This is a genomic window from Pantoea sp. SGAir0183 (assembly GCF_043545505.1).
This window is the reverse complement of the sequence record NZ_CP028053.1, coordinates 3065192-3091174: the sequence shown is the minus strand read 5'-3', so window position 1 is coordinate 3091174 and position 25983 is coordinate 3065192. Positions and strand designations below refer to the sequence as shown.

General features: G+C 56.9%; 25 protein-coding genes. 11 read left to right on the top strand and 14 right to left on the bottom strand.

Annotated elements, in window-relative coordinates:
• Nucleotides 1–7 precede the first annotated feature (7 nt).
• Nucleotides 8–730 carry a nicotinamide riboside transporter PnuC gene (pnuC, locus tag C1N59_RS14345; protein ID WP_205957371.1) on the top strand — a complete coding sequence of 241 codons (723 nt, stop codon included), beginning with the start codon at nucleotides 8–10 and terminating at the stop codon, nucleotides 728–730.
• On the opposite strand, the gene zitB is transcribed toward pnuC, so the two are convergent.
• From zitB to C1N59_RS14325, 4 genes are all read right to left on the bottom strand, one after another.
• Nucleotides 724–1746 (bottom strand): CDF family zinc transporter ZitB, encoded by a 1023-nt coding sequence (zitB, locus tag C1N59_RS14340; RefSeq protein WP_033737748.1) that lies wholly within the window; start codon nucleotides 1744–1746, stop codon nucleotides 724–726. The genes pnuC and zitB overlap by 7 nt on opposite strands.
• Nucleotides 1724–4795: a hybrid sensor histidine kinase/response regulator gene (locus C1N59_RS14335; RefSeq protein WP_394549794.1), complete on the bottom strand. Its 3072-nt coding sequence runs from the start codon at nucleotides 4793–4795 to the stop codon at nucleotides 1724–1726. The genes zitB and C1N59_RS14335 overlap by 23 nt, the downstream gene beginning before the upstream one ends.
• Entirely contained in the window at nucleotides 4777–5361 is a 585-nt protein-coding gene (locus C1N59_RS14330) for a LuxR C-terminal-related transcriptional regulator (protein WP_006118477.1), read from the bottom strand. Before C1N59_RS14330 ends, C1N59_RS14335 begins: the two co-directional genes overlap by 19 nt.
• Nucleotides 5362–5462: 101 nt before the next feature.
• Nucleotides 5463–5816 carry a YbgS-like family protein gene (locus C1N59_RS14325; protein WP_006118479.1) on the bottom strand — a complete coding sequence of 118 codons (354 nt, stop codon included), beginning with the start codon at nucleotides 5814–5816 and terminating at the stop codon, nucleotides 5463–5465.
• Between the two features lie 290 nt (nucleotides 5817–6106).
• On the opposite strand from C1N59_RS14325, the gene aroG reads away from it, so the two are divergent.
• The gene (gene aroG, locus C1N59_RS14320) at nucleotides 6107–7159 is read left to right on the top strand and encodes a 3-deoxy-7-phosphoheptulonate synthase AroG (RefSeq protein WP_006118487.1); all 1053 of its coding nucleotides are present in this window, start codon (nucleotides 6107–6109) and stop codon (nucleotides 7157–7159) included.
• Between the two features lie 60 nt (nucleotides 7160–7219).
• Here the strand turns inward: aroG and gpmA are convergent, their stop codons facing one another.
• The 6 genes from gpmA to modE all read right to left on the bottom strand — a co-directional run bounded on the left by gpmA (nucleotide 7220) and on the right by modE (nucleotide 13891).
• Nucleotides 7220–7972, bottom strand: a complete 753-nt coding sequence (gene gpmA / locus C1N59_RS14315) for a 2,3-diphosphoglycerate-dependent phosphoglycerate mutase (RefSeq protein WP_006118488.1) — start codon at nucleotides 7970–7972, stop codon at nucleotides 7220–7222.
• 148 nt (nucleotides 7973–8120) lie between these two features.
• Nucleotides 8121–9155 carry a galactose-1-epimerase gene (galM, locus tag C1N59_RS14310; RefSeq protein WP_394549793.1) on the bottom strand — a complete coding sequence of 345 codons (1035 nt, stop codon included), beginning with the start codon at nucleotides 9153–9155 and terminating at the stop codon, nucleotides 8121–8123.
• Nucleotides 9149–10297, bottom strand: coding sequence for a galactokinase (gene galK / locus C1N59_RS14305; protein ID WP_054687985.1), 1149 nt, complete (start codon nucleotides 10295–10297; stop codon nucleotides 9149–9151). Before galK ends, galM begins: the two co-directional genes overlap by 7 nt.
• Complete coding sequence (gene galT / locus C1N59_RS14300) at nucleotides 10294–11340, bottom strand: galactose-1-phosphate uridylyltransferase (protein WP_394549792.1); 1047 nt, start codon at nucleotides 11338–11340, stop codon at nucleotides 10294–10296. The genes galK and galT overlap by 4 nt, the downstream gene beginning before the upstream one ends.
• A 219-nt stretch (nucleotides 11341–11559) precedes the next feature.
• Nucleotides 11560–13032 (bottom strand): molybdate ABC transporter ATP-binding protein ModF, encoded by a 1473-nt coding sequence (gene modF, locus C1N59_RS14295; protein WP_394549791.1) that lies wholly within the window; start codon nucleotides 13030–13032, stop codon nucleotides 11560–11562.
• A gap of 76 nt (nucleotides 13033–13108) precedes the next feature.
• On the bottom strand, nucleotides 13109–13891 hold the full coding sequence (gene modE, locus C1N59_RS14290) for a molybdenum-dependent transcriptional regulator (protein ID WP_394549790.1): 783 nt from the start codon (nucleotides 13889–13891) through the stop codon (nucleotides 13109–13111).
• A gap of 141 nt (nucleotides 13892–14032) precedes the next feature.
• Between modE and C1N59_RS14285 the strand changes: the two genes are divergently transcribed.
• From C1N59_RS14285 to modC, 4 genes are all read left to right on the top strand, one after another.
• Nucleotides 14033–14188, top strand: coding sequence for an AcrZ family multidrug efflux pump-associated protein (locus C1N59_RS14285; RefSeq protein WP_006118494.1), 156 nt, complete (start codon nucleotides 14033–14035; stop codon nucleotides 14186–14188).
• 135 nt (nucleotides 14189–14323) lie between these two features.
• Nucleotides 14324–15097 (top strand): molybdate ABC transporter substrate-binding protein, encoded by a 774-nt coding sequence (modA, locus tag C1N59_RS14280; protein ID WP_394549789.1) that lies wholly within the window; start codon nucleotides 14324–14326, stop codon nucleotides 15095–15097.
• A complete protein-coding gene (gene modB / locus C1N59_RS14275) occupies nucleotides 15094–15789 on the top strand; it encodes a molybdate ABC transporter permease subunit (RefSeq protein WP_006118496.1) in 696 nt (231 codons plus the stop codon). Before modA ends, modB begins: the two co-directional genes overlap by 4 nt.
• The gene (modC, locus tag C1N59_RS14270; RefSeq protein ID WP_006118497.1) at nucleotides 15783–16844 is read left to right on the top strand and encodes a molybdenum ABC transporter ATP-binding protein ModC; all 1062 of its coding nucleotides are present in this window, start codon (nucleotides 15783–15785) and stop codon (nucleotides 16842–16844) included. The genes modB and modC overlap by 7 nt, the downstream gene beginning before the upstream one ends.
• 34 nt (nucleotides 16845–16878) lie before the next feature.
• Here modC and C1N59_RS14265 read toward each other — a convergent pair whose 3' ends face one another.
• Nucleotides 16879–17697 (bottom strand): pyridoxal phosphatase, encoded by an 819-nt coding sequence (locus tag C1N59_RS14265; protein ID WP_058701081.1) that lies wholly within the window; start codon nucleotides 17695–17697, stop codon nucleotides 16879–16881.
• Between the two features lie 155 nt (nucleotides 17698–17852).
• Between C1N59_RS14265 and pgl the strand changes: the two genes are divergently transcribed.
• Nucleotides 17853–18851, top strand: a complete 999-nt coding sequence (pgl, locus tag C1N59_RS14260; protein ID WP_006118499.1) for a 6-phosphogluconolactonase — start codon at nucleotides 17853–17855, stop codon at nucleotides 18849–18851.
• A gap of 49 nt (nucleotides 18852–18900) precedes the next feature.
• Here the strand turns inward: pgl and C1N59_RS14255 are convergent, their stop codons facing one another.
• Both C1N59_RS14255 and bioA read right to left on the bottom strand, forming a co-directional pair.
• Nucleotides 18901–19377 carry a kinase inhibitor gene (locus tag C1N59_RS14255; RefSeq protein WP_205952815.1) on the bottom strand — a complete coding sequence of 159 codons (477 nt, stop codon included), beginning with the start codon at nucleotides 19375–19377 and terminating at the stop codon, nucleotides 18901–18903.
• A 73-nt stretch (nucleotides 19378–19450) separates the two neighbouring features.
• Entirely contained in the window at nucleotides 19451–20743 is a 1293-nt protein-coding gene (gene bioA, locus C1N59_RS14250; protein WP_394549787.1) for an adenosylmethionine--8-amino-7-oxononanoate transaminase, read from the bottom strand.
• A gap of 85 nt (nucleotides 20744–20828) precedes the next feature.
• On the opposite strand from bioA, the gene bioB reads away from it, so the two are divergent.
• The 4 genes from bioB to bioD are packed head-to-tail and all read left to right on the top strand — an operon-like array spanning nucleotide 20829 to nucleotide 24418.
• Nucleotides 20829–21860 (top strand): biotin synthase BioB, encoded by a 1032-nt coding sequence (gene bioB, locus C1N59_RS14245; RefSeq protein WP_006118502.1) that lies wholly within the window; start codon nucleotides 20829–20831, stop codon nucleotides 21858–21860.
• A complete protein-coding gene (gene bioF / locus C1N59_RS14240; protein WP_033737737.1) occupies nucleotides 21860–23011 on the top strand; it encodes an 8-amino-7-oxononanoate synthase in 1152 nt (383 codons plus the stop codon). Before bioB ends, bioF begins: the two co-directional genes overlap by 1 nt.
• Complete coding sequence (bioC, locus tag C1N59_RS14235) at nucleotides 22995–23750, top strand: malonyl-ACP O-methyltransferase BioC (RefSeq protein WP_033737736.1); 756 nt, start codon at nucleotides 22995–22997, stop codon at nucleotides 23748–23750. Before bioF ends, bioC begins: the two co-directional genes overlap by 17 nt.
• Entirely contained in the window at nucleotides 23747–24418 is a 672-nt protein-coding gene (bioD, locus tag C1N59_RS14230; protein WP_394549786.1) for a dethiobiotin synthase, read from the top strand. Before bioC ends, bioD begins: the two co-directional genes overlap by 4 nt.
• Here the strand turns inward: bioD and C1N59_RS14225 are convergent, their stop codons facing one another.
• Nucleotides 24419–25141, bottom strand: coding sequence for an ABC transporter ATP-binding protein (locus C1N59_RS14225; RefSeq protein WP_054634368.1), 723 nt, complete (start codon nucleotides 25139–25141; stop codon nucleotides 24419–24421). It abuts the gene before it with no gap.
• Nucleotides 25142–25983: the final 842 nt, after the last annotated feature.

Genomic DNA, 25983 nt, shown 5'->3' with positions numbered 1-25983 from the left:
GCCTGATATGGATTTTTTTAGCACGCAAAACATTTTAGTTCACATCCCGTTGGGCGCGACCGGGTACGATCTGTCCTGGATTGAAGCCGTTGGCACCCTGGCGGGCCTGTTATGTATCTGGCTGGCCAGCCTGGAGAAAATCGCTAACTACGCGTTCGGCCTGATAAACGTGACGCTGTTTGCGGTGATATTTTTTCAGATTCAGCTCTATGCCAGCCTGCTGTTACAGCTGTTCTTTTTTGCGGCCAACGTTTATGGCTGGTACGCCTGGAGCCGACAAACCATTGATAACCAGGCGGCGTTAACGATTCGCTGGCTTCCGCTGCCCAAGGCCATTGGCTGGGCGGCGGTTTGCGTTATAGCGGTGGGGCTGATGACGATCTACATCGATCCGGTGTTTGCCTTTCTCACCCGTACCGCGGTGGCCCTGATGAATGCACTGGGTTTTACGGTGGCGATGCCGACGTTGCAGCCGGACGCCTTCCCTTTCTGGGATGCCTGCCTGATGGTGCTGTCGATTGTGGCAATGGTGCTGATGACGCGGAAGTATGTTGAAAACTGGCTTTTGTGGGTGGTCATCAACGTGATCAGTGTGATGGTGTTTGCCCGTCAGGGGGTGTATGCGATGTCGCTGGAGTACGCCATTCTGACGTTAATTGCGCTGAACGGCTCACGCATGTGGATCATCAGCGCACGCAAACAGGGTTCGCGTGCGCTCTCAGCTCAGTGATGATGGCTGTGATGATGAACGTGGTCACTGTGGTGAGGTGAATGATCACTGTGCTGATGGGACGTTTCAGCAGCATGATCCGAATGCCCGCCATGATGATGGCCCTCTTCAATGACCTGTCCGTTCAGCTCACAGTCAGGGCCCACGCAGGGCTGAAACTCCATCTGTACCGTAGCATGCTCAATCTGATAATGGTCATGCAGGTACGTGTGGATGCGGCGCAGCAGGCCATCATGATCGCGCGGTGGAATGACCTGGACGTGCAGCGTTAAGATCGGTTGCTCGCCCACCTGCCAGACATGTACATGATGGACATCGCGCACCTCGGGAATGTTCCGCTTCAGATCGCGCCGCAGTTTCTTCACATCCAGCGACGCAGGCGCGCCTTCCAGCAACTCATGTAAACTTTCCCGCAGCAGCGACCAGGCGCTACGCAGCACCAGCATCGACACGACGATGGATAAGATGGGGTCAATGGGCGTCCAGTTGGTAAACAGAATAATCACCGCGGCGACAATCGCGCCCACCGAACCAAGCAAATCCCCCATGACGTGCAGCGCAGCCGCCCGCACATTCAGGTTCTTTTCTTCACTGCCGTGATGCAGCAACCAGAAAGACAGAATATTCGCCAGCAAGCCGGCAATCGCAATGCCGAGCATCAGGCCGCCTGTGACGGGTTGCGGATGGGTAAACCGTTCCACCGCTTCCCAGACAATCAAAATGGTGATGCCGATTAAGGCGAGGGCGTTTACAAACGCGGCCAGCGTGGTCAGACGTAGCAGGCCAAAGGTATGACGTTCATTGGGTTTGCGTTTGGCAAACTGAACCGCCAGTAAGGCCATTAACAGGGCGGCGGTATCGGTCAGCATGTGACCGGCATCGGCCAGCAGCGCCAGCGAGCCCGACAGCCAGCCGCCAATCACTTCTGCCACCATAAAGAGTGCCGTCACGGCAAACGCGGCCATCAGCCGCGTACGGTTAGTGTCCTGACCGCTATGAGAGTGGGTGTGTGCCATACGTGTCCAGTTTATGTAGTAATCTTTCGGTCAATGATATCAGCAATTGCCACTCTGCTGAGATGTTGTGATGCTGTCTGGCGCGATCGGTCAACTTCTGACAAAGCGCTACGCCCTCATCAATGCCAATCAGCAGCCAGCTTCCTTTCAGGCGATGCGCGGACTCGGCTAACTGTCTTTCGTCACCGCTGGCAATGGCCGCGCGCAGTTGTGCCATGTCTTTCTCCACGGTATCACGTAAGGTTTTGCCCAGTCGGCTAAGATAGTTCTCGTTTTGCTGCGCCAGTGTCCACAGGTTGTTATCCAGCGCGGCCAGCGGATCGTCATGGAAGGCGGTCAGCAGGTCGCTGATATCCTGTAGCTGTACCGGTTTAATCAGCACCCGTTCATGCGGCTCAGTCTGTACATTCAGTAACTGCGCATCAGCAGAGCACAGCACCCGCAACGGCCTTCCGCCTCGCTGACGCTGGCGACGACGCAACACGCGCAGCAGGAGCATACCGTCCGGGCGCGGCATCATCTGATCGATAAACAGCAGGTCGTAAGGGCGCCGGGCATCGGCCAGCAACAGGTCGCGGCCCTGCTCAAAACAGTCCGCCTGAATCGCAAAGCGCGCCAGCTGCTGCTGCATCACGATCAGGTTTGTCGGATGATCATCCACTACGGCCACGCGCAGTTGCGGAAAACCTGGCAGCGTGGCCGGATCGCCCTCAGGGACGCTATCGCAGGGAATCAGCGGCAGGATAAGTGTGACCTCGGTACCTTTGCCGGGCTGAGAATGCAGGTGAATCTCACCGCCCATGCGCTGCACCATTTCCCGACAAATAAACAGCCCCAGGCCACTGCCCTGAACGGAAAGCGCTTTGCCCGACGGGGCCTGGTACCAGGGATCGAACAGTCTGAGCTGTTCTTCAGGGGGAATCCCGCTGCCGTTGTCGCTGACGGTTAACTGCAATTTGTCTGTAGCCGACAGCGTCAGGCGGATCAGGCCGTGCCGGGTGAATTTAAAGGCATTGGTCACTAAGTTGTTGACGATCTGCTGCAGGCGGTCCGCATCCAGCATCACCGCGTCAGGCAGCGGCGTCAGGGCCTCTACCTGTAAATGCGGGCCATCCGGCCGCATCAGCGGATGATAGAAATGGCGCTGCTGCGCCAGCCAGGGTGCCAGTGCCAGCGGGCGGGGCGACAGGGTGAAACTGTTGTTTTCAATGCGCGCGTGATCCTGCAAATCATTCAGCAACGTCATCAGGGACTGCGCGCTCTGGTACAGAAGCTGCAGGTTTTCACGGCTGCTTTGCTGTTTTTCCAGCTCCAGTAGCCCCAGGATCGCCTGCATCGGCGTTCGCAGCTCATGGCTGACCGTCGCTAAAAACTGGCTCTTCATGGCATTCGCGTGTTCCGCCTGTTCGCGCTGTTGGCGATCCCGCCGTTGCTGCCAGTAACGCCGGGCCAGTAACAGCAGTAACACGACAATGGCAACACCTGCCGCCGCCAACACCGCGACGGGCAGCACGCGCATCGCGCCCACGCTGCCGGGCTGGGGCGGCATTGACCAGCGATCGCGCATCTGGTTTTGCGTATCGACGGGAATCTGCTGTAACGCGCGATCCAGCAGCCCACGCAGAACAGGCTCATCAGGTGCCACTCCGATGGCCACAGGCCAGGCGATATCGCTGGCCGCGAAAGCCAGATGAATGAGAGGATCGTTACGGCTGGCAATGCGCCAGCGCGCAGACAGGACGTTATCGACCAGCGCGTCAATCTGACCGGTAGCCAGCGCGTCGTACAGGCTGTTGCGATCCGCAAAGCGCTGAACCGGGATGGTGTCAGGGACGAGGCGCTGGGCCAGATCATCCTGCAGGATACCAATACGTTTGCCTGCCAGATCGCTCCAGTGAGAGCCGGCTGCGGGCTGGCGGCTGTAAATACCCCAGAGTGCCCGCCAGACGGGCAGGCTGGTGCTTTGAGTTTCACCGTTGAGCGGTTGCATCAGCTGTAACATCACCTGATGCTGTGCCAGCAGCGTGGCCGCCTGTTGCGGATTACTGACCCAGTGCGGCGTAAAACGTAAACCGGTGCTCTGTGCGACCGCATTGAGCAGATCGATACCGTAACCGCGGGGCGTGCCGTTGCTGTCGCGATAGCTCCAGGGATAGTTATCGGCTTCAGCGGCGTAGGTAACCTGGGGATGGGCTGCTATCCATTGCCGCTCGCTGGCGCTCAGCATCAGCGTTTGTGTGTCCTGATACCGCGGCAGGCTGCTGCTCCAGCGCGCCTGTAACGTGCTCATCAACTCTGCGGGTAACTGGCGCAGGCTCTGATTCAGCCACGCAATCAGCGCGGGATCGCGGGAAACCGCGCGCAGAGTCAGTTGCCCGGCATCAATCCCCGACGCGATTTGGTAAATTTGTCCCTGCTGTAGCTGACTCAGCAAAAATCCCGCGCTGGTTTCATCGGCGACCACATAGTCGTTTTGCTGATTGAGCAGCGTATAGAGCGCCTGAAGATCGCTGCCGTAGGTGCGCCAGTGATGGCGGGCAGCCAGCGCAGGCGGAAGCTGTGCCAGGGTTTGCTCGCTGATCGCCAGTTGTGCATTATCACTGTTAAACATGACGGCACGCTGGTTCTGCTGATTACGGTAAATACGTAACGGGCTGCTAAACCAGCTGTCGCTGGCAACGGCGCCCGCAGGAAAGGGCGGGGCCAGCATGCCTAACGCAAAATCAATCTGCCCCACCTGCAGGGCGCTCAGCAGAGCCGGCTGGGTGGCATAGAGGTGAAGGGAGAACTGCGCCCCGGTTAACTGGTGCAGCGCCGCCAGATAATCGGCGTCAATCCCGTACAGATCGTTGCCCACATGCATGGCCCAGGGCGCCGTATTCTCATCCAGCAGGCCCACACGCACCACTTTGCCCTGCATCAGCTCTGCGCCTTTTACCGGCATCATCATAGGCAGATTGATACTGCTGACCGGACGCACGTCGGCCTGGGCCAGCGGCGCCAGCAGGAGCAGGAGAAGTAACCAGCGTATCACTGCTGTGCTTTCCACAGATCGGCCAGCTCGACAACAGAACGCGCGCCGGTTTTCTCCAGAATATTCTTTTTATGCGTACTGACGGTTTTATTACTGATATGCAACTGTTCGGCAATTTGCAGGTTGGACAGGCCGCTGGCCAGCAACGCCAGCACCTGGCGCTCTTTACTGGTTAACGGTAATTCGGGTTCGCTGCTGTGGCCTTCAGGAAAGGCTGACTGGCCGCCCAGTACGGCAAGAATGGCACTGAGTAAATGCGCCATCCGCTGGCTTTTCACCACATAACCCGCCGCCCCCAGCGCCTGCGCACGCCGGATGTAGTGGCTGCTTTGCTGGGCAGAATAGATCAGTACAGGACAATCGGGTAAGTGCACTTTCAGGCGGCGCAGAATCTCCAGTCCGTCGCCATCGGGCAGGCCGATATCCAGCACAATGATATCCGGAGGAAGCTGGAGATAAGGGCGAGCGGCGTGCTCGCTGCTGGCCGAAATAAGCTGAATGGGGACAGGCGATTGCGAGAGTGCCGCGTCCAGCGCCACTTCAACCAGTGGATGATCGTCAATCAGAAGCAGTGAGGCCATGAACATTTCCCTGTAAATTTCACAGGCTCAGCATAGCGGAAGTCGCAGCGGGATAAAATAAAGGAGAGCCGCGGCTCTCCTCATAATGCACACAGTATACTTTACTGCGTCGTGCCGTCAGTTTTGGTATTGACGTGGCCGCCACCTTTTTTGGTGTGCACTTTTTTGTTGATATCAGGACATTTGCCATCTTTACACTGGCTGTTCTGATCAATTTCGTTCGCGGTCATATGCTTGCTGCTGGAGGTGCTGTCTCGGGTTGGAGACGACATCTCAGTACCGGTATTGTTAATTTTGCTGTTATCGACTTTATTCGGTGGCAGGTTCTCATTCGCCCCGCCCGCAACGGCACCTGCTGCTGCAGCCTGGTTAGAGTTTCCGTTGGCAGCCATTGCTGCGCCGCTGCCCAGAGTCATCGCTGCCGTCAGAAAAATTAGTGCAAACTTATTCATCATTATGCTCCCGTTAATCAATGATATTTGCTGTCTCTAACCCGCTGTCAGGTTTCAGACAAAAAGCGACCTGAGCGAAATAAAATTTCGCTGGTTAGCTTAAAGACAGGTATTAATAAACGTAAGCCACCGATCCTCAGTAGTTACCCTTAAAAGTCTAGACGCATAACCCATTTATGCAAATTTTACACATGCATTTTACATGGATTCAGAATTTACACCCTGTGCGCTTCCGGCTACATTGGCTGGGTTGAGCCCGGCGCGCGCCGGGCCAGAAATTATATGGAATCAGTATGAATTACCAGAATGATGATTTACGCATTAAAGAGATAAAAGAGCTGTTGCCCCCCGTTGCCCTGCTGGAAAAATTTCCTGCAACCGAACGTGCCGCGCAAACCGTTTCTCAGGCGCGTCAGGCCATTCACCAGATCCTGAACGGGGCCGATGATCGGCTGCTGGTGGTCATTGGACCCTGCTCTATCCACGATACCGAGGCCGCAAAAGAGTATGCCGCACGTCTGTTAAACCTGCGTGAGCAGCTGAAGGGCGAGCTGGAAGTGGTAATGCGCGTTTACTTTGAAAAACCGCGTACCACCGTTGGCTGGAAAGGGCTGATCAACGATCCCTATATGGATGGCACCTTCCAGCTAAATGATGGCCTGCGCCTGGCGCGTAAGCTGCTGCTGGAGATTAACGATTCTGGCCTGCCTGCGGCGGGTGAGTTTCTGGACATGATTACGCCGCAGTATGTCGCTGACCTGATGAGCTGGGGCGCCATTGGTGCCAGGACGACAGAGTCGCAGGTGCACCGTGAACTGGCTTCCGGTCTTTCCTGCCCGGTGGGTTTTAAAAACGGGACCGATGGCACCATTAAAGTAGCGATTGATGCGATCAACGCAGCCGGTTCACCGCACTGTTTCTTGTCCGTGACCAAATATGGTCACTCTGCAATTGTGGAAACGCGCGGCAACAGCGACTGTCACATCATCCTGCGCGGCGGAAAAGAACCTAACTACAGCGCCAGCCACGTCAGTGCCGTGAAGGCCGGACTGGAGAAGGCTGGCTTACCGCAGCAGGTGATGATCGATTTCAGTCACGCAAACAGCAGCAAGCAGTTCCAGAAGCAGATGCAGGTGGCTGATGATGTGGCACAGCAGATGATCAATGGCGAGCGCGGCATCATTGGCGTGATGATTGAAAGCCATCTGGTGGAAGGCAATCAGAGCCTGGAAAGCGGTGAACCGCTGGTTTACGGTAAGAGCGTGACCGATGCCTGTATCGGCTGGGAAGATACCGAAAAGGTATTACGTCAGCTGGCCGATGCGGTCAAACAGCGTCGCGGTTAACCGTGAGGCCATAAAAAAGGGCCAGACATCGCAGTCTGGCCCTTTTTACAGGTCAGTACATTACTTCGCTTTACCCTGATTTGCCACGGCCGCCGCTTTCGCTGCGATCTCATCGGCATCACCCAGGTAGTAGTGTTTGACGGGCTTGAAGTTCTCATCGAATTCGTAAACCAGCGGAACGCCGGTTGGGATATTCAGCTCAAGAATTTCGTCTTCGCTCATGTTATCCAGGTATTTCACCAGCGCGCGCAGTGAGTTGCCGTGTGCGGCGATAATCACTTTCTCACCACTTTTAATGCGTGGCAGGATGCTTTCGTTCCAGTAAGGAATAACGCGATCGATGGTCAGTGCCAGACTTTCCGTGGTGGGCAGTTGCTCAGGGGACAATGACGCATAGCGCGGATCGTGTCCCGGGAAACGCTCATCACTGCGATCCAGCTCCGGCGGGGTCACGGCGAAGCCACGACGCCACTGTTTGACCTGCTCGTCACCATATTTAGCGGCGGTTTCGGCTTTATCCAGCCCCTGTAACGCACCATAGTGACGCTCGTTCAGACGCCAGGATTTTTCAACGGGCAGCCAGGCCTGATCCAGCTCATCCAGAATATTCCACAGGGTATGGATGGCGCGTTTCAGCACGGAGGTGTAGGCGAAATCGAACACGAAACCTTCTTTCTTCAGCAGCTGTCCGGCTGCTTTAGCTTCGGTACGGCCTTTGTCAGAAAGGTCTACATCATACCATCCGGTGAAGCGGTTTTCGTTGTTCCACTGGCTTTCGCCGTGTCGCACCAGAACCAGCTTAGTTACAGCCATAGCTTAACTCCTTAATACTTGATGTTTCTGAGATAATGGAAACCTGTTGTCGCCAGCCCGCTGGCCGACCATTGCGCTCTACCATAGCGGAAAACAGCGCACTGCGTAAGTCTGTCTGTGACGCACTGCGCGTTTTTCACCCGGCGGCTCAGTGTGAGGTAAAACGATAGCGCGTAACGGATTCCCAACGATCCCCCGGCTGCAGCCAGCAATCATCCTGTGGCCACTCGGGATGATTGGGCGAATCCGGTAAAAACTCACTCTCCAGCGCAATCCCCTGGTAAGCAGTATAGCTTTCCTGCTCCCGGGCGCGCGTGCCAGCCAGATAGTTGCCGCTGTACAGCTGCAGGGCAGGGGCCGACGTCGTTACACTTAACTGTAGCTTGCCGTCCTGCGACCATAACGCTGCTGCGGGCTGGCTTGCATCGCCCGCGCTGTTAAGTAGAAAGGCATGATCGTAGCCTTTAACCGCCTGTTGATCGGCATCGGCAAGGAAATCCTGCGCCAGGCTTTTGGCCTGACGGAAGTCAAAGCTGGTGCCGTCCACGGCTTTCAGCGGGCCGTTGGGAATACCCTCGCTATCGACGGGCAGATAACGATCGGCGTGCAGTTGTAAGCGATGCTGGCGCGCATCGCCATGATGCGCATCAAGATTAAAGTAAGCATGGTTAGTGAGATTCACCGGACAGGGTTGATCGCACCGGACTTCATAGTGGATGGACAGGCAGTTATCGTCATCCAGCACATAGCGCAAATCCGCGATCAGATTTCCCGGATAGCCCTGATCGCCGTCAGGCGAATCCAGACGATAATGCACTTCGCTTTCTGACTGGCTGATAATCTGCCAGCGGCGTTTATCGAACCCGTCCGGACCACCGTGTAACTGATGCTCACCCTGGTTGGCGAGCAGTTGTCGGTTGAGGGTATTGAGTTTTGCCCCGGCGATACGGTTAGCGTAACGGCCAACGGTCGCCCCCAGATAGGCATTCTGATGCAGATAATCGGACGGCGTGGCACAGCCTAAGAGGGCCTCGCGCACGCTGCCGTCCTGAAGTGGCACGCGCGCCGACAGCCAGGTTGCTCCCCAGTCCATAAAGGTGGCTACCATTCCGTGCGCATTACGCAGCACGGTGATGCGCCATGGTTGACCATCCGGCGCATGGGAATTGACATCGCTTAACATTGACCTGCTCCTTCTGAAGCTTTACACACGTAGAAGGTCTCCTTGATGCCCGTTTTAGCTTCGTACTGGCTGGCGACGGCGGCCTGCACCTGCTCAACCAGCTCAAGCGGCATCAGCGCAACGATACAGCCCCCGAAGCCGCCACCGGTCATACGGACACCACCACGATTGCCGATCTCGGCTTTAACAATTTCAACCAGCGTGTCGACAGGCGGCACGGTGATTTCAAAGTCATCACGCATTGAGGCATGCGATTCCGCCATCAGTTCCCCCATGCGCGTTAAATCGCCACGCGAAAGCGCCTCTGCGGCTTCCAGCGTACGGGCATTTTCGGTAATGACATGGCGCACGCGCTTCGCGACGTCAGGATCTAACTGCGCGACCGCCGCCTCAAATTCCGCCAGGCCGACATCGCGTAGTGCTTTCTTATTAAAGAAGCGCGCACCGGTTTCACACTGCTGGCGGCGGGTATTGTATTCGCTGCCCACCAGGCTTCGGCGGAAGTTAGAGTTAATGATCACCACGGCCACGTCTTCCGGCAGGGAAACCGGTTTGGTGCCGAGTGAGCGGCAATCCAACAGCATGGCATGATCTTTTTGCCCCAGCGCGGAAATCAGCTGATCCATAATGCCGCAGTTACAGCCCACGAACTGGTTCTCCGCCTCCTGACCGTTTACCGCAATGGCGGCGCCATCCAACGGCAGGTTGAACAACTGCTGAAAAACGGTCCCGACGGCCACTTCGAGCGAGGCAGAGGAGCTGAGGCCCGCGCCCTGAGGCACGTTACCGCTAATCACCATATCCACGCCGTTAAAATCAGGCGCGCGCTTCTGTAAATGCTTCACCACGCCGCGCACATAGTTTGCCCACATCGGCTCGCTCACGCTGGTAATGGGATCGTCCAGTGAGAAGCTGTCCTGAGCCTGATCGTAATCCACGGCCACAACGCGTACCTGACGATCGTCGCGTCTGGCACAGGCGATAACGGTTTGGTAGTCAATGGCACAAGGCAAAACGAAACCATCGTTATAATCCGTATGCTCGCCAATCAGGTTGACGCGGCCGGGTGCCTGAATCGTGTGAGTGGGCGCATAGCCAAAGGTGTCGGTAAAGACCTGCTGCGTGATGGTTTTTAAGCTCATTGTTGTGCCTCACGGAAATGAATGTCACTCACGGCGCGCAGACGTTCTGCTGCCTGCTCCGCGGTTAAATCGCGTTGGGTTTCAGCCAGCATCTCGTAGCCGACCATAAATTTGCGCACCGTGGCTGAACGCAGCAGCGGCGGATAAAAATGGGCATGAAGTTGCCAGTGGGCGTTTTCCTCGCCGTTAAACGGCGCACCGTGCCAGCCCATGGAGTAAGGGAAGGCGCACTGGAACAGGTTGTCATAGCGGCTGGTCAGCAGCTTAAGGGCTTTCGCCAGATCGTTGCGTTGCGCCTCGCTCAAATCGGTCATGCGTTTCACGTGCGCTTTGGGCAGTAGCAGGGTTTCAAAGGGCCAGGCGGCCCACCACGGCACCACGGCGATCCAGTGCTCGGTTTCCACTACGGTGCGGCTGCCGTCTTGTTGTTCACGCGCACAGTAATCCACCAGCAGCGGCGAGCCGGTTTTTGCAAAGTACTGACGTTGATGGTCATCTTCGCGCTGGGCCTCGTTAGGCAGGAAGCTGTTGGCCCAGACCTGGCCATGCGGATGCGGATTCGAACAGCCCATGGCAGCGCCTTTGTTCTCAAACACCTGCACCCACGGATAATGCTGACCCAGCTCTGCGGTCTGTTCCTGCCAGGTGCGCACGACCTCTTCCAGCGCGCTCAGGGACATTTCAGGCAACGTTTTACTGTGATCGGGCGAAAAGCAAATCACGCGGCTGGTGCCGCGCGCGCTTTCGCAACGCATCAGGAGATCATCGCTTTCGGACGCATCCGGCGTATCCGTCATCAGCGCAGCAAAGTCATTGGTGAAAACGTACGTACCTTTGTAATCCGGGTTCACATCGCCGGTAATGCGCGTATTTCCTGCACACAGAAAACAGTCTGGATCGTGTGACGGCAGGGCATTTACCGCGGGCGTTTCCTGCGCACCCTGCCAGGGACGTTTGGCCCGGTGAGGTGAAACCAGAATCCATTGGTCGGTCAGGGGATTGTAACGGCGATGGGGATGATCGGCCGGGTTAAATTTTTGCATGTCGCATCCTGGTCAGCGTCAAAATAAAAAATCATCGCTAAAAAATAGCACATCAAACGGCATGAAAGCGTGATCAAGTCTGAATAAATGGTATCGTTTACACAAGATGACTATTCTTATTTAAAGGCGAAAAGGCACGTTATGGTCATGGAATGGGGTTTTAAATGGTAACGTTTACATTGCGGATAATATCCCCGCCGTTTGCACGGCAGGGTTGTGTCAGATCACATCTTGCTGATAACGGTAGCCGCCTGTGCCATCAGGGAGAAAATGCAGGCGATGCGTAATACAGTGCGGGGCATCTTCGGCATGATGCGAAACGAACAGCAGCTGGGTCCGGCCTTCCCCAATCAGAATATCCACAAAGCGGCGCACCAGTTGCCGGTTAAGCGGATCCAGCCCCTGCAAGGGCTCGTCAAGGATCAATAACGTGGGATGCTTAACCAGCGCGCGGGCGATTAAGACCAGCCGTTGTTGCCCCCAGGACAAACTGTGGAACGGCGCATTCGCCATCGCATTATCCATCCCTGTCAGCGCCAGCCACTGTTGCGCCAGCGCCATCTGGCGGTCAGATACAGCCTGATAGAGACCAATCGAATCGAAAAAGCCCGATAAAATCACGGTGCGCACATTCACGCTGACCCGGTAGTCCAGATGCAGGCTGCTGCTGACATAGCCGATATGCTGCTTGATGTCCCAGATGGTCTCGCCGCTGCCGCGGCGAATGCCGAACAGGGTTAAATCATTGCTGTAACCCTGCGGATGATCGCCCGTCACCAGGCTCAGTAAGGTGGATTTACCCGCGCCATTGGGGCCAATGATGTGCCAGTGCTCACCGGGATTCACCTGCCAGTTCAGGCCGTTGATCACGGGCTGATCGTTATAGGACACCACCGCGTTGCGCAGGATCACGCGCGGCGCATCATCCGCCAACGCGGGCAACTGATCGGGCACATCGGCCTCCGGCAACGCCATACCGTCCAGCTGTTCACTGCGAGCCAACTGCGCGACCAGCGTCTGGGCCAGAATGGTCTCGCGTGGCCCGACCTGCGTCAGGCTGCATTCGGCCAGAACGCCCACCTGATCGACATAATCCGGAATATCGTCAAAGCGGTTCAGCACCAGCACCAGCGTGACGTCAGCCTCATGCAGCGTTGCTAAGGTGGCCGTCAGATTCGCGCGGGAATCCACATCCAGGCCGTCAAAAGGTTCATCCAGAATCAGCAGATCAGGCTGTGCCATCAGCGCCTGGCACAGCAGCGTTTTTCGCGTCTCGCCTGTGGACAGGTATTTAAAGCGGCGACTGAGCAGACTACTGATGCCAAACTGCGCCGCCAGACGTTCACAGCGTGCGGCATCTTTCACCGCATCCTGAATAATTTCCGCCGTTGTGCGGCCGCTGTCGTCCTCACCTTCGCTGAGTAAATCGGTATTGTTACGTTGCCATTCCTCGGCGACCAGCTTCTGTAGCTGCTCCAGCGACAGGCGCCACGGGCGCTGAAAATCGTGCGTCACCTTACCCGATAACGGGTGAAGCTCGCCTGAAAGCGCGCGTGCCAGCGAGGACTTGCCGCTGCCGTTTGCGCCAACAAACGCCCAGCGCTCACCCCGGCGAAGATGCACATCGGCCAGGGACAGCACCCGGGTATCATTAAGGTGAAATATGCCTTGCGAAATTTGCAATGAAGCCATGATTTGTTCCATTTTATGCAGCGTTAACTGACGTTTTAGCGACTACAAACAGGGATGTCAAACCGGCCGGTGAAAATCACCGCAGTGAGGCAACAATCGCATGACTGGCGCTGAAGCTGGCGATAACATTCATGCCGATGTGAAGCTGACGCTGTTCCGTTTCACGGTTATCCAGCGTGGCACACAACGTTTCGCCACTGGGTAAGGTCATCAGCACTTCACTCACCTGCTGGCCTTTTTCGATAGCGGTCAGCGTTGCGGCAAGCTGATTCTCGGCATCAGTGGGCGCGGTATGCACACTGACCCACGGGGCCTTGATTAATACCAGTACCTCTTTTCCGGCGTGCAAATTCAACCGTTCTGCGCTGCGCTCGGTCAGGGCAATGTTGAGCCGCGTCACGCCATCGGCAAGCAGAATCGTCAGATGCTGTATCACCTGCTGAGCATCATTGTGCACGACGGTACCAAACAGTTGATTACGTGCACTGGTTTGCAGGGAGGAACGGGCGATAGCCGCGAGTAAGCTGTCGAGCGGCAGGGTATCCTGTTGCAGCGCATCGAAGGCATGTTGCTGAATCTTTTCCATCAGGCCAAACAGCTGTACCAGTCGTTCACCGTAGCGGGTTAACTGCGCGCCGCCACCGCCTTTGCCCCCGGTCGCGCGTGCCACGACTTCCTGCGCGGCCAGGTGGTTCATGTCGCTGATGGCATCCCAGGCGCTTTTGTAACTGATGCCCGCCAGTTTAGCGCCCTGACTGATGGAGCCGGTTTGCTGCACGCGTTGCAGCAAGGCAATGCGGCGGGGATCGGCAAACAGTTTCTGCTGCAGGCGAATATGAAGGGTGAGGTCGGCTTGCATGGTGGCTCCTGCAAAAGGTAAGTCGCGTGATCGGGCTGATGATAACGAGCTTTGCGCCTCAAAGTAAAAGCACGAAAAGGTCTGCGCAAATTTTTACTGAGCCGTTACAATCTCTTTTTTATCCGCAAAGTGGGACTTTCCATGCTGGAACTCATTAAAAGCCTCGCCGTGGCAGTGATTATGGTACCTGTGGTTATGGCGATTATGTTAGGCCTGATTTACGGTCTGGGTGAAGTGTTTAACCTCATCTCTAAAACGGGTCGCCGCGACAACACTAACGCCCGCTCTCAGCATTAATCCGCCTGCAACGTCCGTCTCAGCACGGACGTTGCTGTTTTACGTCCACGCTTTTCTTCCTCTTTTAATCATTTTGTCTGGCTGTCAGGCCGTTCGCTGTATTATTTTATATATAACGATCACTGGAGAAAAATCATGCGTTTAACCTTACTACGTTCCGCAACTGCCGTCGTAATTGCCCTGTCACTGGCCGTTCCGGCGCTGGCAGCCGATAAAATCACCGTCTTTGCGGCGGCCTCACTGACCAATGCGCTTAACGATATTGCGGCACACTATAAGAAAACACATGGGACAGAGGTGGTGTCGTCATTTGCCTCGTCGTCAGTCCTGGCCCGTCAGATTGAGCAGGGCGCGCCCGCCGATCTGTTCATCTCAGCCGATCAGCAGTGGATGGATGATGCGGTCGCAAAAAAAAGCATGATCGACACAACCCGCTATACCTTGTTGGGCAACGATCTGGTTCTGATAGCGCCACGCAGTGAGAACGCCAGGCCGGTAACGATTAACGATAAAACCGACTGGAAACGTCTGTTGAAAGGCGAACGTCTGGCGGTCGGCGATCCCGATCATGTGCCGGCGGGCATCTATGCCAAAGAGGCACTTGAGAAGCTGGGTGCCTGGTCTTCACTGTCACCTGTGCTGGCGCGCGCCAACAATGTGCGTGCCGCCCTGGCGCTGGTGGAACGTAATGAAACGCCTTACGGCATTGTGTACGGCTCTGATGCGGTCGCCAGCCAAAAAGTCCAGGTGGTCGGCACCTTTCCGGAAGACAGCCATAAACCGGTCGAATATCCTGTCGCGATTGTTAAAGATCACGACAACGCGGCCGTTAAGGCTTTTTATAACTACCTGAAAGGGCCGGAAGCGGCCGCAGTGTTTACCCAATACGGATTCACGCCTAAAAAATGATACTCAGTGATGTTGAATGGCAGGCCGTGATGCTCAGCCTGCAGGTCTCCGGCATTGCCGTCCTGTGCAGTCTGCCCTTCGGCATCCTTATGGCATGGGTTCTGGTCCGCTGCCAGTTTCCGGGTAAAGCGCTTCTGGACGGTGTGATTCACCTGCCGCTGGTGCTGCCGCCGGTGGTGGTCGGTTATCTGTTACTGATTGGCTTGGGCCGACGCGGCTTTATTGGTGAAAAGCTGTATGAATGGTTCGGCTTTAGCTTCGCGTTTAGCTGGCGCGGTGCGGCACTGGCATCGGCGGTGATTGCCTTTCCGCTCATGGTGCGGGCTATTCGCCTGGCGCTGGACGCCGTGGATATCCGGCTGGAACAGGCGGCCCGGACGCTGGGCGCGGGCCGCTGGCGGGTCTTTTTTACCATTACGCTGCCGTTAACGCTGCCCGGTATTATCGTCGGTACGGTGCTGGCCTTTGCCCGCTCGCTGGGGGAATTCGGTGCCACTATTACATTTGTTTCCAATATTCCTGGCGAAACGCGCACGCTGCCGCTGGCGATGTATACGCTGATTGAAACGCCCGGGGCAGAAGGGGCCGCTGCGCGTCTGTGCGTTATCGCGGTGGTGCTGGCACTGGCCTCCTTGCTGGTGTCTGAATGGCTGGCGCAATGGGGCCGGAAACGGATGGGGGCCGGATGCTGACGCTCGATTTCACACAACGGCTGGGCGAACACGAGCTGGAAATCAACGTGACGGTTCCCGCCAACGGCATCACGGCAATATTTGGCGTGTCGGGTGCGGGTAAAACCTCGTTAATCAACGCGATTGGCGGGCTGACCCGGCCGCAGCGCGGGCGCATTCAGCTGCATGACCGTGTGTTGTTTGACGCCGAACAGCAGATTGCCTTGCCGCCTGAAAAGCGCAACGTGGGTTACGTTTTCCAGGAGGCGCGACTGTTTCCGCACTATCGTGTCCGGGGTAACTTACGCTATGGCCTGGCAGCCAGTATGAAAGGGCAGTTTGACACGCTGGTGGACTTACTGGGACTCGAACCCTTACTGGACCGCTTTCCGCTTTCACTCTCGGGCGGCGAAAAGCAGCGGGTGGCCATCGGGCGGGCGTTGCTCAGCGCCCCTGATATCCTGTTAATGGATGAACCCCTGGCCTCGCTGGATTTGCCGCGCAAGCGTGAGCTGATGCCTTATCTGCAAAAACTGGCAAAGCAGGTGGATATCCCGGTGCTGTACGTTTCTCACAGCCTCGACGAAATTCTGCAACTGGCCGAGACGGTGCTGGTTCTGGATCACGGTAAGGTGAAGGCCTTTGGCCCGCTGGAGCGGGTCTGGAGCAGCAGTGCGATGCGCCCCTGGCTGCCGGTCAGCGACCTGACCAGCGTACTGCGCGTTCAGGTGCTAGAGCATCATCCAGATTACCCGATGACGGCGTTATCGTTGGGCGATCAGCATATCTGGGTCAGCCGGGTAAATCAGCCGGTCAAAACGCCGTTACGGATAAGGATAGCGTCGGCCGATGTTTCGCTGACGCTGCAACCGGCAAAACACAGCTCTGTTCGCAATGTGCTGCCGGCACAGGTGGTGGAGTTAATTGAGGTGGGCGATCAGGTGGAGGTTAAGCTGCGCATCGGTATCAGCGAACTCTGGGCGCGCATTTCTCCCTGGGCCCGGGACGAACTTAATATTCGCCCGGAGCAGTGGCTGTACGCACAGATTAAAAGCGTCTCTGTCACACCGGAATGACCCGCTGAAACCGTGCTCACCGGGTCAGTGAAACTTACAGAACGAGCTGATAAAGCGTCTCGGCAATGCCGGTTTCCAGATTCGTACCGATGACCCTCTTCGCGCGGGCTTTAATGGCGTCATCCGCATTGCCCATGGCCACGCCCAGCCCCACCGTTTCCAGCATGCTCAGATCGTTGTAGTTGTCGCCGAAGGCAATGACGTCCTGCATTGTCAGCCCGATAGATTCTACCCACTGCGCCAGGCGCTTGCCTTTGCTGTTACCGCCGCGGGCAACGTCGACCTGATCGTGCCAGGACCATTCGCAGGCCAGACCCAGCTCGTCTTGCGCACGCTGCGCAAACTGCTGCAACGCTGCTGTGTTGTCGTGAGACAGGGCAAACTTCCAGATCGACTGCGCCTCTCTGGCGGCCTGCGCCAGGCTGTCCACCTGTCTGAACACCGGACGCTGATGTGGAGGTAATGACTCACTCCATTTCAGCGTACGAATCACATGGCCGGTCGGCGTTTGATAGAGCATCGCATCGTCCACATACAGCAGACCGTGAATATGATGTTCATCCAGCATCTCGATCACACGTACCGCAACGTCGGTATCCAGCGGATCGGCAGCCAGGACTTTTTTCGCCGGATAATCGTACAGGTAGGTCCCGTTACAACAGATGGCGGGCGTATCCAGATTGAGCGTCTGGTAGAAAGGATGAATGGCACAGTGATGGCGTCCGGTCACGATAATCACCTTGATGCCCGCTTTGCGCGCCTGGGTAATCGCTTCTGTGGATTGGGGCAGAATGGTTTTCGTCGGGGTCAACAGCGTGCCGTCAAGGTCGAGGGCGATTACACGATAGCTCATTAATCCTCTCATCTGGATAGGTTAGCGAAACAGCAAGTCTACACCTGACTGTGGCCCGGAAACAAAAATCAGGGCACAAATCATTCCAGCGAGACAGAAAAAAACGCGCTACAGTGACCTGCAGAACAACATGAGTCAGCGAAAAAGGAGAATACATGAAGCAGGTTGTCTACACCGCCAGTCCCGAGAGTCAACAAATCCATGTCTGGCAGTTGAACGATGAGGGCACCTTGACGCTACTGCAGGTAACGGATATCGCCGGTCAGGTTCAGCCTATGGTGGTCAGTCCGAAAAAAGATTTCTTGTATGTGGGCGTGCGTCCGGATTTCCGCGTGCTGGCCTTTCGTATTGCGCAGGATGGCACCTTAACGGAAGCGGGTCAGGCGCCGTTGCCGGGCAGCCCCACCCACATCTCCACCGATCACGCTGGCCGTTTCCTGTTTTGTGGCTCCTACAATGATGCCTGCGTCAGCATCAGCCCCATCGGCGCTGACGGTGTGCCCCAGGCTCCGAGCCAGGTGATCGACGGTCTGGCAGGTTGCCACTCTGCGAACATCGATAATGCCGACAGCACGTTATATGTGCCCGCGCTCAAACAGGATCGCATCTGCCTGTTTAACCTCGGGGCGGACGGTCAGTTAACGCCGCATTCCCAGCAACAGGTCACTACGGCAGAGGGCGCGGGCCCGCGTCATATGGCGTTTCATGCCAACGGCCAGTACGCCTACAGCGTTAATGAACTTAACAGCACGGTCGAAGTCTGGTCACTGAAGAATGCACACGGCAAAATGGAATCGGTGCAAACGCTCGATATGATGCCGCCTGATTTTACCGGCACGCGCTGGGCCGCCGATATTCACCTGACGCCGGACGGACGTTTCCTGTACGCCTGCGATCGCACCAGCAGCACCATTACGGTGTTCAGCGTGAGTGAAGATGGCGCGCTACTGACGGTGGAGGGCTTCCAGCCGACCGAAACGCAGCCGCGGGGCTTCAATATCGACCACACGGGCCAGTATCTGGTGGCGGCAGGACAGAAGTCGCATCACATTGAGGTATACCGCATTACTCAACCGCAGGGGCAACTTGAACCTGTCGGCCGTTATGCCGTTGGACAGGGCCCAATGTGGGTTGTGGTACATCAGCTGGCTTAACGTTCAGCGTTGCCGCTCCCGGGCGGGAGCGGCAGAAGAGCACGCGCAATCAGACGTAATGAACGGTCAATGACGCGCTGGCTAACACGTGAAAATGCACGTTGAAGCCCACCATCGCGCCGCTGGCGCCTGCATCGACCTCAATGCTCTCCACATCCAGCGCATGGACGCTAAAAATGTAGCGGTGCGTTTCACCCGCCGGTGGCGCGGCCCCGCCGTACCCGGCCTGGCCGAAATCTGTGCGGGTTTGCACGGCACCTGCAGGTAAGGCGGCTTTACCGGAACCCGCACCCTGCGGCAGCGATGTGGTATCGGCCGGAAGATTGGCGACCACCCAGTGCCACCAGCCTGAGCCGGTCGGGGCATCAGGATCGAAACAGGTCACGACAAAACTTTTTGTGCCTTCCGGCACGTCTTCCCAGGCAAGATGCGGTGACACATTTTCGCCCTGATAGCCCATCCCGTTGAAAACATGCTTTTCCGGCATTTTGTCGCCGTCGTGTAAATCCTGACTATAAACTCGCATCACATCTCCTTGGGTTTATGGTGACTGCGTCTTCATCTTAACCAAAACCGCCTGGACGTCCAGCCTTCAGGGGTCAACGCAGAAAATGACCGGGGTGCGCCAGGGCTGCGGCCATGGCCTGGATCAGCGTATCCAGTGCTTCAGGCGCGATGATATAGGGCGGCATCAGGTAGATCAGACGACCAAAGGGCCGAATCCAGACGCCCTGACTGACGAAAAACTGCTGCAGGGCGGCCATATTCACTGGACGGTGAGTTTCTACCACGCCAATCGCGCCCAGCACACGAACATCGGCTACCGCTGGCGACTGGCGCAGTGGCGTCAGTCCCGCCTGAAGCTGACGCTTGATAGCGCTGACCTGCCCGCGCCAGTGGCCTTCCTGTACCATTTTCAGGCTCTCCGCCGCCACGGCGCACGCCAGCGGATTGCCCATAAAGGTTGGGCCATGCATAAAGCAGCCCGCCGGACTGCGGCTGATGGTATCGGCGACATCACGTGTGGTCAGCGTGGCGGCCAGGCTCATCGTGCCGCCGGTCAGGGCTTTGCCGACGCACAGGATGTCCGGTGTGATCGCCGCATGTTCGCAGGCAAACAGCGTGCCGGTGCGGCCAAAGCCCGTGGCGATTTCATCAGCGATCAGCAGGATGCCGTAACGATCACACCACTCGCGCACCTTCTGCAGGTAGCGGGGATGGTAAAAACGCATGCCGCCCGCGCCCTGTACGATGGGCTCCAGAATCACCGCGGCCAACTGATGCTGATGCTGTTCGATCAGCCGGGCGAAATCCTGAAAATCTTCTTCATTCCAGGCCGCGTCAAAACCACATTGCGGCGCCTCGGCAAAGTGGTGCTTGGGCAGGTAGCCGCGCCACAGGCTGTGCATGGAATTATCCGGATCGCACACCGACATCGCCGCAAATGTATCACCGTGATAGCCACGCTTGAGGGTTAAGAACTGCTGACGCGTTTCTCCCCGACCCAGCCAGTACTGCAACGCCATCTTCATTGCCACTTCGACGGCAACGGAGCCGGAGTCTGCAAGGAATACGCACGCCAGCGCGTCAGGTGTCATCGCCACTAACTGACGACACAGCGCCACCGCGGCGGGATGCGTAATCCCGCCGAACATCACGTGGGACATCTGGGCCATCTGCTGCTGCAGGGCCTGGTTCAGGCGTGGATGGTTGTAACCATGAATCGCCGCCCACCAGGAGGACATCCCGTCTACCAGTGTGCGCCCATCCGCCAGCTGCAGCGTGTAACCCTGTGCCGCCACGACCGGGTAACAGGGCAACGGTTGCTGCATGGAGGTGTAAGGATGCCAGATATGCTGGCGATCGAATTCGGCGTCCTGAAGCGTAAACATCGTAGTTGTAAACCAAAATAAAAAGATTTAGTTTACAAGTATAACCACGTTAACTGTCGGGATGACACCTTTTTTGGAGTACGTAATGTCACAACGTTGGACGCTAGCCCAGGCACAGGCCCTGTTTGAACGCCCGTTTCTTGAACTGATGTTTGAAGCACAGCAGGTACATCGCCAGCACTTCGATCCGCGCCAGGTTCAGGTCAGCACACTGCTGTCGATTAAAACGGGTGCCTGCCCGGAAGACTGCAAATACTGTCCGCAAAGTGCCCGCTACAAGACCGGGCTGGAATCAGAGCGCCTGATGGAGGTGGATGAGGTCCTGCGTTCGGCGCAAAAAGCGAAAGCGGCCGGATCCAGCCGCTTCTGCATGGGCGCGGCGTGGAAAAACCCCAGCGATCGCGATATGCCTTATCTGGAAAAAATGGTCGAAGGCGTGAAAGCAATGGGCATGGAAACCTGCATGACGCTGGGAACGCTGAGCGACAGCCAGGCCCAGCGTTTAGGTCGCGCCGGGCTGGACTTTTATAACCACAATCTGGATACCTCGCCCGAGTTTTACGGCAACATCATTACCACGCGCAGCTATCAGGAACGACTGGATACGCTGGGCAAGGTGCGCGAGGCTGGTATCAAGGTCTGCTCGGGCGGGATTGTTGGCCTGGGCGAAACGGTTAATGATCGCGCCGGGTTGCTGGTGCAGCTGGCCAACTTACCGACGCCGCCGGAAAGCGTGCCGATCAACATGCTGGTCAAGGTGAAAGGCACCCCGCTGGCAGACAATGACGATGTCGAACCTTTCGATTTTATCCGCACGATCGCCGTCGCCCGCATCATGATGCCTGCCTCCCACGTACGTCTGTCGGCGGGCCGCGAACAGATGAATGAACAAACCCAGGCGATGTGCTTTATGGCCGGGGCTAACTCGATTTTTTACGGTTGCAAGCTGCTGACCACGCCAAACCCGGAAGAAGACAAAGATATGCTGCTGTTCCGCAAGCTCGGACTGAATCCGGAACATACTCAGACCGCCCATGGCGATAATGCGCAACAGCAGCAGCTCAGTGAGCAACTGCTCAATGCCGACACAGAAAAATTCTATAACGCGGCGCTGTAATGGGCTGGCCGCAACGCATACAGCAGGCGCTCGCGCAACGCCGTGCTGAAGAGGGCTGGCGCGAACGGCGCGTGGTTGACGCCAGTCAGACGCGCCTGATCCGCTATGCAGGCCGGGATTATCGTCACTTTTCCAGTAATGATTATCTTGGGTTAAGCCAGCATCCGGCGGTGATTGCCGGATGGCAACAGGGCGCGGCACTGGCCGGGGCGGGGGCAGGCGCATCCAGCCATGTCACCGGTTTCCAGGCTCTTCATGCCACCCTGGAAGCGCAACTGGCCGGGTGGCTGGGTTATCCCCGGGCATTACTGTTTATTTCCGGCTTTGCCGCCAACCAGGCGGTCATTCACCTGCTCGCCGGGAAAAACGATCGCATTCTTGCTGACAAGCTGAGCCATGCCTCGTTGCTGGATGCTGCAAGTCACAGCCCTGCGCAACTGCGTCGTTTCGCCCATAACGATCCGGACAGTCTGGCTGTGCGGCTGAGTGCGCCCTGTGAAGGGCAAACGCTGGTGGTCACGGAAGGGATCTTCAGCATGGATGGTGACAGCGCGCCGTTACAGACGCTGGCGGCGCAGTCGCGTGAGGCAGGGGCCTGGTTACTGGTTGACGATGCGCACGGCATTGGCGTCACAGGTGAGCAGGGGCGCGGCAGCTGTTGGCAACAGGGCATTAAGCCCGAACTGCTGGTGGTCACCTTCGGTAAAGCCTTTGGCGTCAGCGGCGCGGCATTGCTGTGTGATGACGCGACGGCCGACTATTTTGTGCAGTTTTCGCGCCACCTCATCTACTCAACCGCCATGCCGCCAGCACAGGCCAGCGCGTTACTGGCCGCCCTGAAACAGGTGCAGGCAGGCGATGGACTGCGCCAGCGCCTGAGCCGCAACATTGCCCATTTCCGCCGGGGCGCCTCCTCCTTGCCCTGGTCGCTTATGCCGTCATCCAGCGCCATCCAACCGTTACTTGTTGGCGATAACGCCCAGGCGATGGCCTTGTCGGCCCGTTTAGCCGAAGCCGGTTGCTGGGTCAGCGCGATTCGTCCGCCTACCGTACCGCCGGGCACGGCACGTTTGCGCATCACGCTGACCGCCGCGCATCAGCCAGACGATATTGATGTCCTGCTGGAGGCACTTCATGACGCTGCACATTGATAAACGTGCCGTAGCCAGAGCCTTTGGGCGCGCGGCGTCGTGTTACGACAGGCATGCCGAACTGCAACGGATGAGCGGGGATGCGCTGCTGGCATGGGTGCCAGCCCAAACCGGTCCACAGGTGCTGGATGCGGGCTGTGGCACCGGCTGGTACAGCCGGCTATGGCGCGACCGTGGGAAACAGGTCATGGCGCTGGATCTGTCGCCGCAGATGTTGCATCAGGCCCGGCAAAACGCGGTGGCGCATCATTATCTGGCGGGCGACATCGACGCACTGCCGTTGGCCGATCAGAGCATTGACCTGTTATGGAGCAATCTGGTGGTGCAATGGAGCGATGATTTACCGGCCGCGCTCAGGCAGTTTACGCGGGTGCTGAAACCCGGCGGCTGTATGCTGTTTTCAACGCTGAGCGCGGGATCGCTGCATGAGGTTCACGAGGCCTGGTCGCATCTTGACGCGCATGTGCACGCCAACCGCTTTCTGCCGGCGCAGGCGATCGCCGCGGCCTGTGCTACACAACGGCTGCGCTGTCACGCGCAAACCGTCACCCTGCATTTTCCCGATGCGCTCAGCGCCATGCGCTCTCTGAAGGGCATTGGCGCAACGCATCTGCATGCCGGACGGGCCGATTATGTGCTGACGCGTCGCCGTCTGGCACAGCTTGAAGCCCACTGGCCACGGGACGAACAGGGTTTCCGCCTCAGTTATCATTTGATGTATGGAGTAAGTGAATCATGACACGCTGGTTTATCACCGGTACCGATACTGAAGTCGGTAAAACCGTTGCCAGTAGCGCCCTGCTGCAGGCGGCGAGCGCAGCAGGCTACCGCTGTGCGGGCTACAAACCGGTGGCCTCGGGCTGTACGTTAACCGCAGAAGGCATCCGTAACAGCGATGCGCTGGCGCTGCAACGTTACAGCAGTGTGCCGCTCTGCTATGAGCAGGTGAATCCGCTGGCCTTTATGGAGCCGACATCGCCGCATATCGTCAGCGCAGAGGAAGGCAGGCCAATTACCTTTTCAACGCTATCGGCAGGGCTTCGCGAGCTGGAGCCGCTGGCTGACTGGATTCTGATTGAAGGCGCGGGCGGCTGGTATACGCCGCTGTCTGAAACGCAAACCTATGCCGACTGGGTTGAGACTGAACGGCTACCGGTGATTTTGGTGGTGGGTGTAAAACTGGGCTGTCTTAATCATGCCATGCTGACCGCCGAGGCGGTAAGGGCGCGTGGACTGCGACTGGCTGGCTGGATTGCCAACACGGTTCAGCCGCCCGGCCAGCGTTATCAGGCATACCTTACGGCCCTGAAGGAGCGCCTGCCCGCGCCTTGTCTAGGTGTCATTCCCTGGTTAGCGGATGACAGCCAGCAGGCGGACTGTGGTCACTATCTGACGCTACCGGATTAATCACGCCATCGTCAGCCATTTATCGAGCGTACCGTCATCCAGCAGGGTGACGTTACCCTGCGCCACATTACGCCCGCGATGCAACAGCAAAAAGCTGTCAGCGACGCGCCGAATCAGGGAAACCCGCTGCTCCAGCAGCAGAATCGTCAGGCCGTACTCCCGGTTAAGACGCCGAATCAGGTTACCCATCTCTTCTTCCAGCCAGGGCGCCATGCCATCGGCGGGCTCATCCAGAATCAGCAGGCGTGGCTGTAATACCAGCGCGCGGGCAAGGGCCAGTTGCTGCTGCTGGTAAACCGGCAAATCCCCGCTGCGCTGTTGACGCAGCGAATAGAGAGCCGGCAGAAGATCAAAAATCATTTCCGGAATAGGCCGGTGATTTTCGCGCGATTCAGCGCCTGCCAGCAGGGCAATCAGTAAGTTATCTTCTACGCTCATCTGCGTGAAAATATGTCGTCCCTGTGGCACGTAACCAATGCCCTGGCGTGCACGTTGATCGGCAGGCTGCGACAGCAAATCCTCTGGCGGCGAGCCATCCTGCTGCCAGCTAATCGTGCCGCTGTTGATGGGAAGCTTACCCATGATGCAGTTCACCAGCGTGGTTTTTCCCATGCCGGGACGTCCCAGTATGCCGGTACAGGTGCCGGGGGGCAGGTCAAGGTCCACATTCCAGAGAATATGATTTTTTCCGTAAAACTGATTCACCGACCGTAAACTTAGCATCTGACGCGCTCCTTCCAGATAATTAACCTGAATGTTTTGCTGCTCATAACGGGTAAATCGCACTACCAGAATAGCAGGGCTATGACTGCTGCTGTGGCGCATGACATCCTGATCACAGAGCATGCAATTACCGGGCCAGAGTCGGAGTGAACGAAGTTTGCGCGCTTAACATGCGGAATTTTGACGGTTTAAATATAAGCAAAAGTGAACAATTGACGGGCGGGACGACTGCGTAGCGCGATGAGGGTGCAGGAAAAATGAGCGTCAGGTGCAGTTGCCCATAAATGGCGCAGGCAGTCTGCTGTAAAAAACAGCAACCTGAAAAGCCAGACGATCAACGTTGAATGCGCGCCATGCATTGCGCTAAAACAACGCTATTGGCGTTAAAAATTTCGCTAAAAAAAATTTTTTTTCATCAAAACGCGGCGGCAGAAAAAATTATGCACAGCCGATATTCCAAGGCCTCTCATCAGTTATCCACTATTCCTGTGGATAACCTTGTGCATTAGATAATGAAAACAGGTTAGAAGCGAGGAAATACGCGGCCTGGTCACGTAATGATGACAATCTGGGCTTTTTTTACTTACTATTAAAAATCAGTGTGTTAGTAAAAAACAAGCCTGCCGGATTGGACGCGATTCATCAAACTGCAATTTTATGACACAGGCTTGACAAATGTTAAATCAATACGTGGCTTGGGGATAACCTTGCGCAACAAAAACGGGTGTTTGCCTGGGCAAAAGTGCCAGAGTCAAGTAAAACCTGACGACAATACTGTGCATCATCACTGGTATTATATCCAGTATTTTTTTCTGGCAAAATTGCCATAGCAGAGTAAAATA

Coding starts and splice junctions, on each gene's coding strand:
- pnuC (WP_205957371.1), top strand. CDS start 8: ATGGATTTTTTTAGCACGCAAAACATTTTAGTTCACATCCCGTTGGGC.
- zitB (WP_033737748.1), bottom strand. CDS start 1,746: ATGGCACACACCCACTCTCATAGCGGTCAGGACACTAACCGTACGCGG.
- C1N59_RS14330 (WP_006118477.1), bottom strand. CDS start 5,361: ATGGCCTCACTGCTTCTGATTGACGATCATCCACTGGTTGAAGTGGCG.
- C1N59_RS14325 (WP_006118479.1), bottom strand. CDS start 5,816: ATGATGAATAAGTTTGCACTAATTTTTCTGACGGCAGCGATGACTCTG.
- aroG (WP_006118487.1), top strand. CDS start 6,107: ATGAATTACCAGAATGATGATTTACGCATTAAAGAGATAAAAGAGCTG.
- gpmA (WP_006118488.1), bottom strand. CDS start 7,972: ATGGCTGTAACTAAGCTGGTTCTGGTGCGACACGGCGAAAGCCAGTGG.
- galM (WP_394549793.1), bottom strand. CDS start 9,155: ATGTTAAGCGATGTCAATTCCCATGCGCCGGATGGTCAACCATGGCGC.
- galK (WP_054687985.1), bottom strand. CDS start 10,297: ATGAGCTTAAAAACCATCACGCAGCAGGTCTTTACCGACACCTTTGGC.
- galT (WP_394549792.1), bottom strand. CDS start 11,340: ATGCAAAAATTTAACCCGGCCGATCATCCCCATCGCCGTTACAATCCC.
- modF (WP_394549791.1), bottom strand. CDS start 13,032: ATGGCTTCATTGCAAATTTCGCAAGGCATATTTCACCTTAATGATACC.
- modE (WP_394549790.1), bottom strand. CDS start 13,891: ATGCAAGCCGACCTCACCCTTCATATTCGCCTGCAGCAGAAACTGTTT.
- C1N59_RS14285 (WP_006118494.1), top strand. CDS start 14,033: ATGCTGGAACTCATTAAAAGCCTCGCCGTGGCAGTGATTATGGTACCT.
- modA (WP_394549789.1), top strand. CDS start 14,324: ATGCGTTTAACCTTACTACGTTCCGCAACTGCCGTCGTAATTGCCCTG.
- modB (WP_006118496.1), top strand. CDS start 15,094: ATGATACTCAGTGATGTTGAATGGCAGGCCGTGATGCTCAGCCTGCAG.
- modC (WP_006118497.1), top strand. CDS start 15,783: ATGCTGACGCTCGATTTCACACAACGGCTGGGCGAACACGAGCTGGAA.
- C1N59_RS14265 (WP_058701081.1), bottom strand. CDS start 17,697: ATGAGCTATCGTGTAATCGCCCTCGACCTTGACGGCACGCTGTTGACC.
- pgl (WP_006118499.1), top strand. CDS start 17,853: ATGAAGCAGGTTGTCTACACCGCCAGTCCCGAGAGTCAACAAATCCAT.
- C1N59_RS14255 (WP_205952815.1), bottom strand. CDS start 19,377: ATGCGAGTTTATAGTCAGGATTTACACGACGGCGACAAAATGCCGGAA.
- bioA (WP_394549787.1), bottom strand. CDS start 20,743: ATGTTTACGCTTCAGGACGCCGAATTCGATCGCCAGCATATCTGGCAT.
- bioB (WP_006118502.1), top strand. CDS start 20,829: ATGTCACAACGTTGGACGCTAGCCCAGGCACAGGCCCTGTTTGAACGC.
- bioF (WP_033737737.1), top strand. CDS start 21,860: ATGGGCTGGCCGCAACGCATACAGCAGGCGCTCGCGCAACGCCGTGCT.
- bioC (WP_033737736.1), top strand. CDS start 22,995: ATGACGCTGCACATTGATAAACGTGCCGTAGCCAGAGCCTTTGGGCGC.
- bioD (WP_394549786.1), top strand. CDS start 23,747: ATGACACGCTGGTTTATCACCGGTACCGATACTGAAGTCGGTAAAACC.
- C1N59_RS14225 (WP_054634368.1), bottom strand. CDS start 25,141: ATGCTAAGTTTACGGTCGGTGAATCAGTTTTACGGAAAAAATCATATT.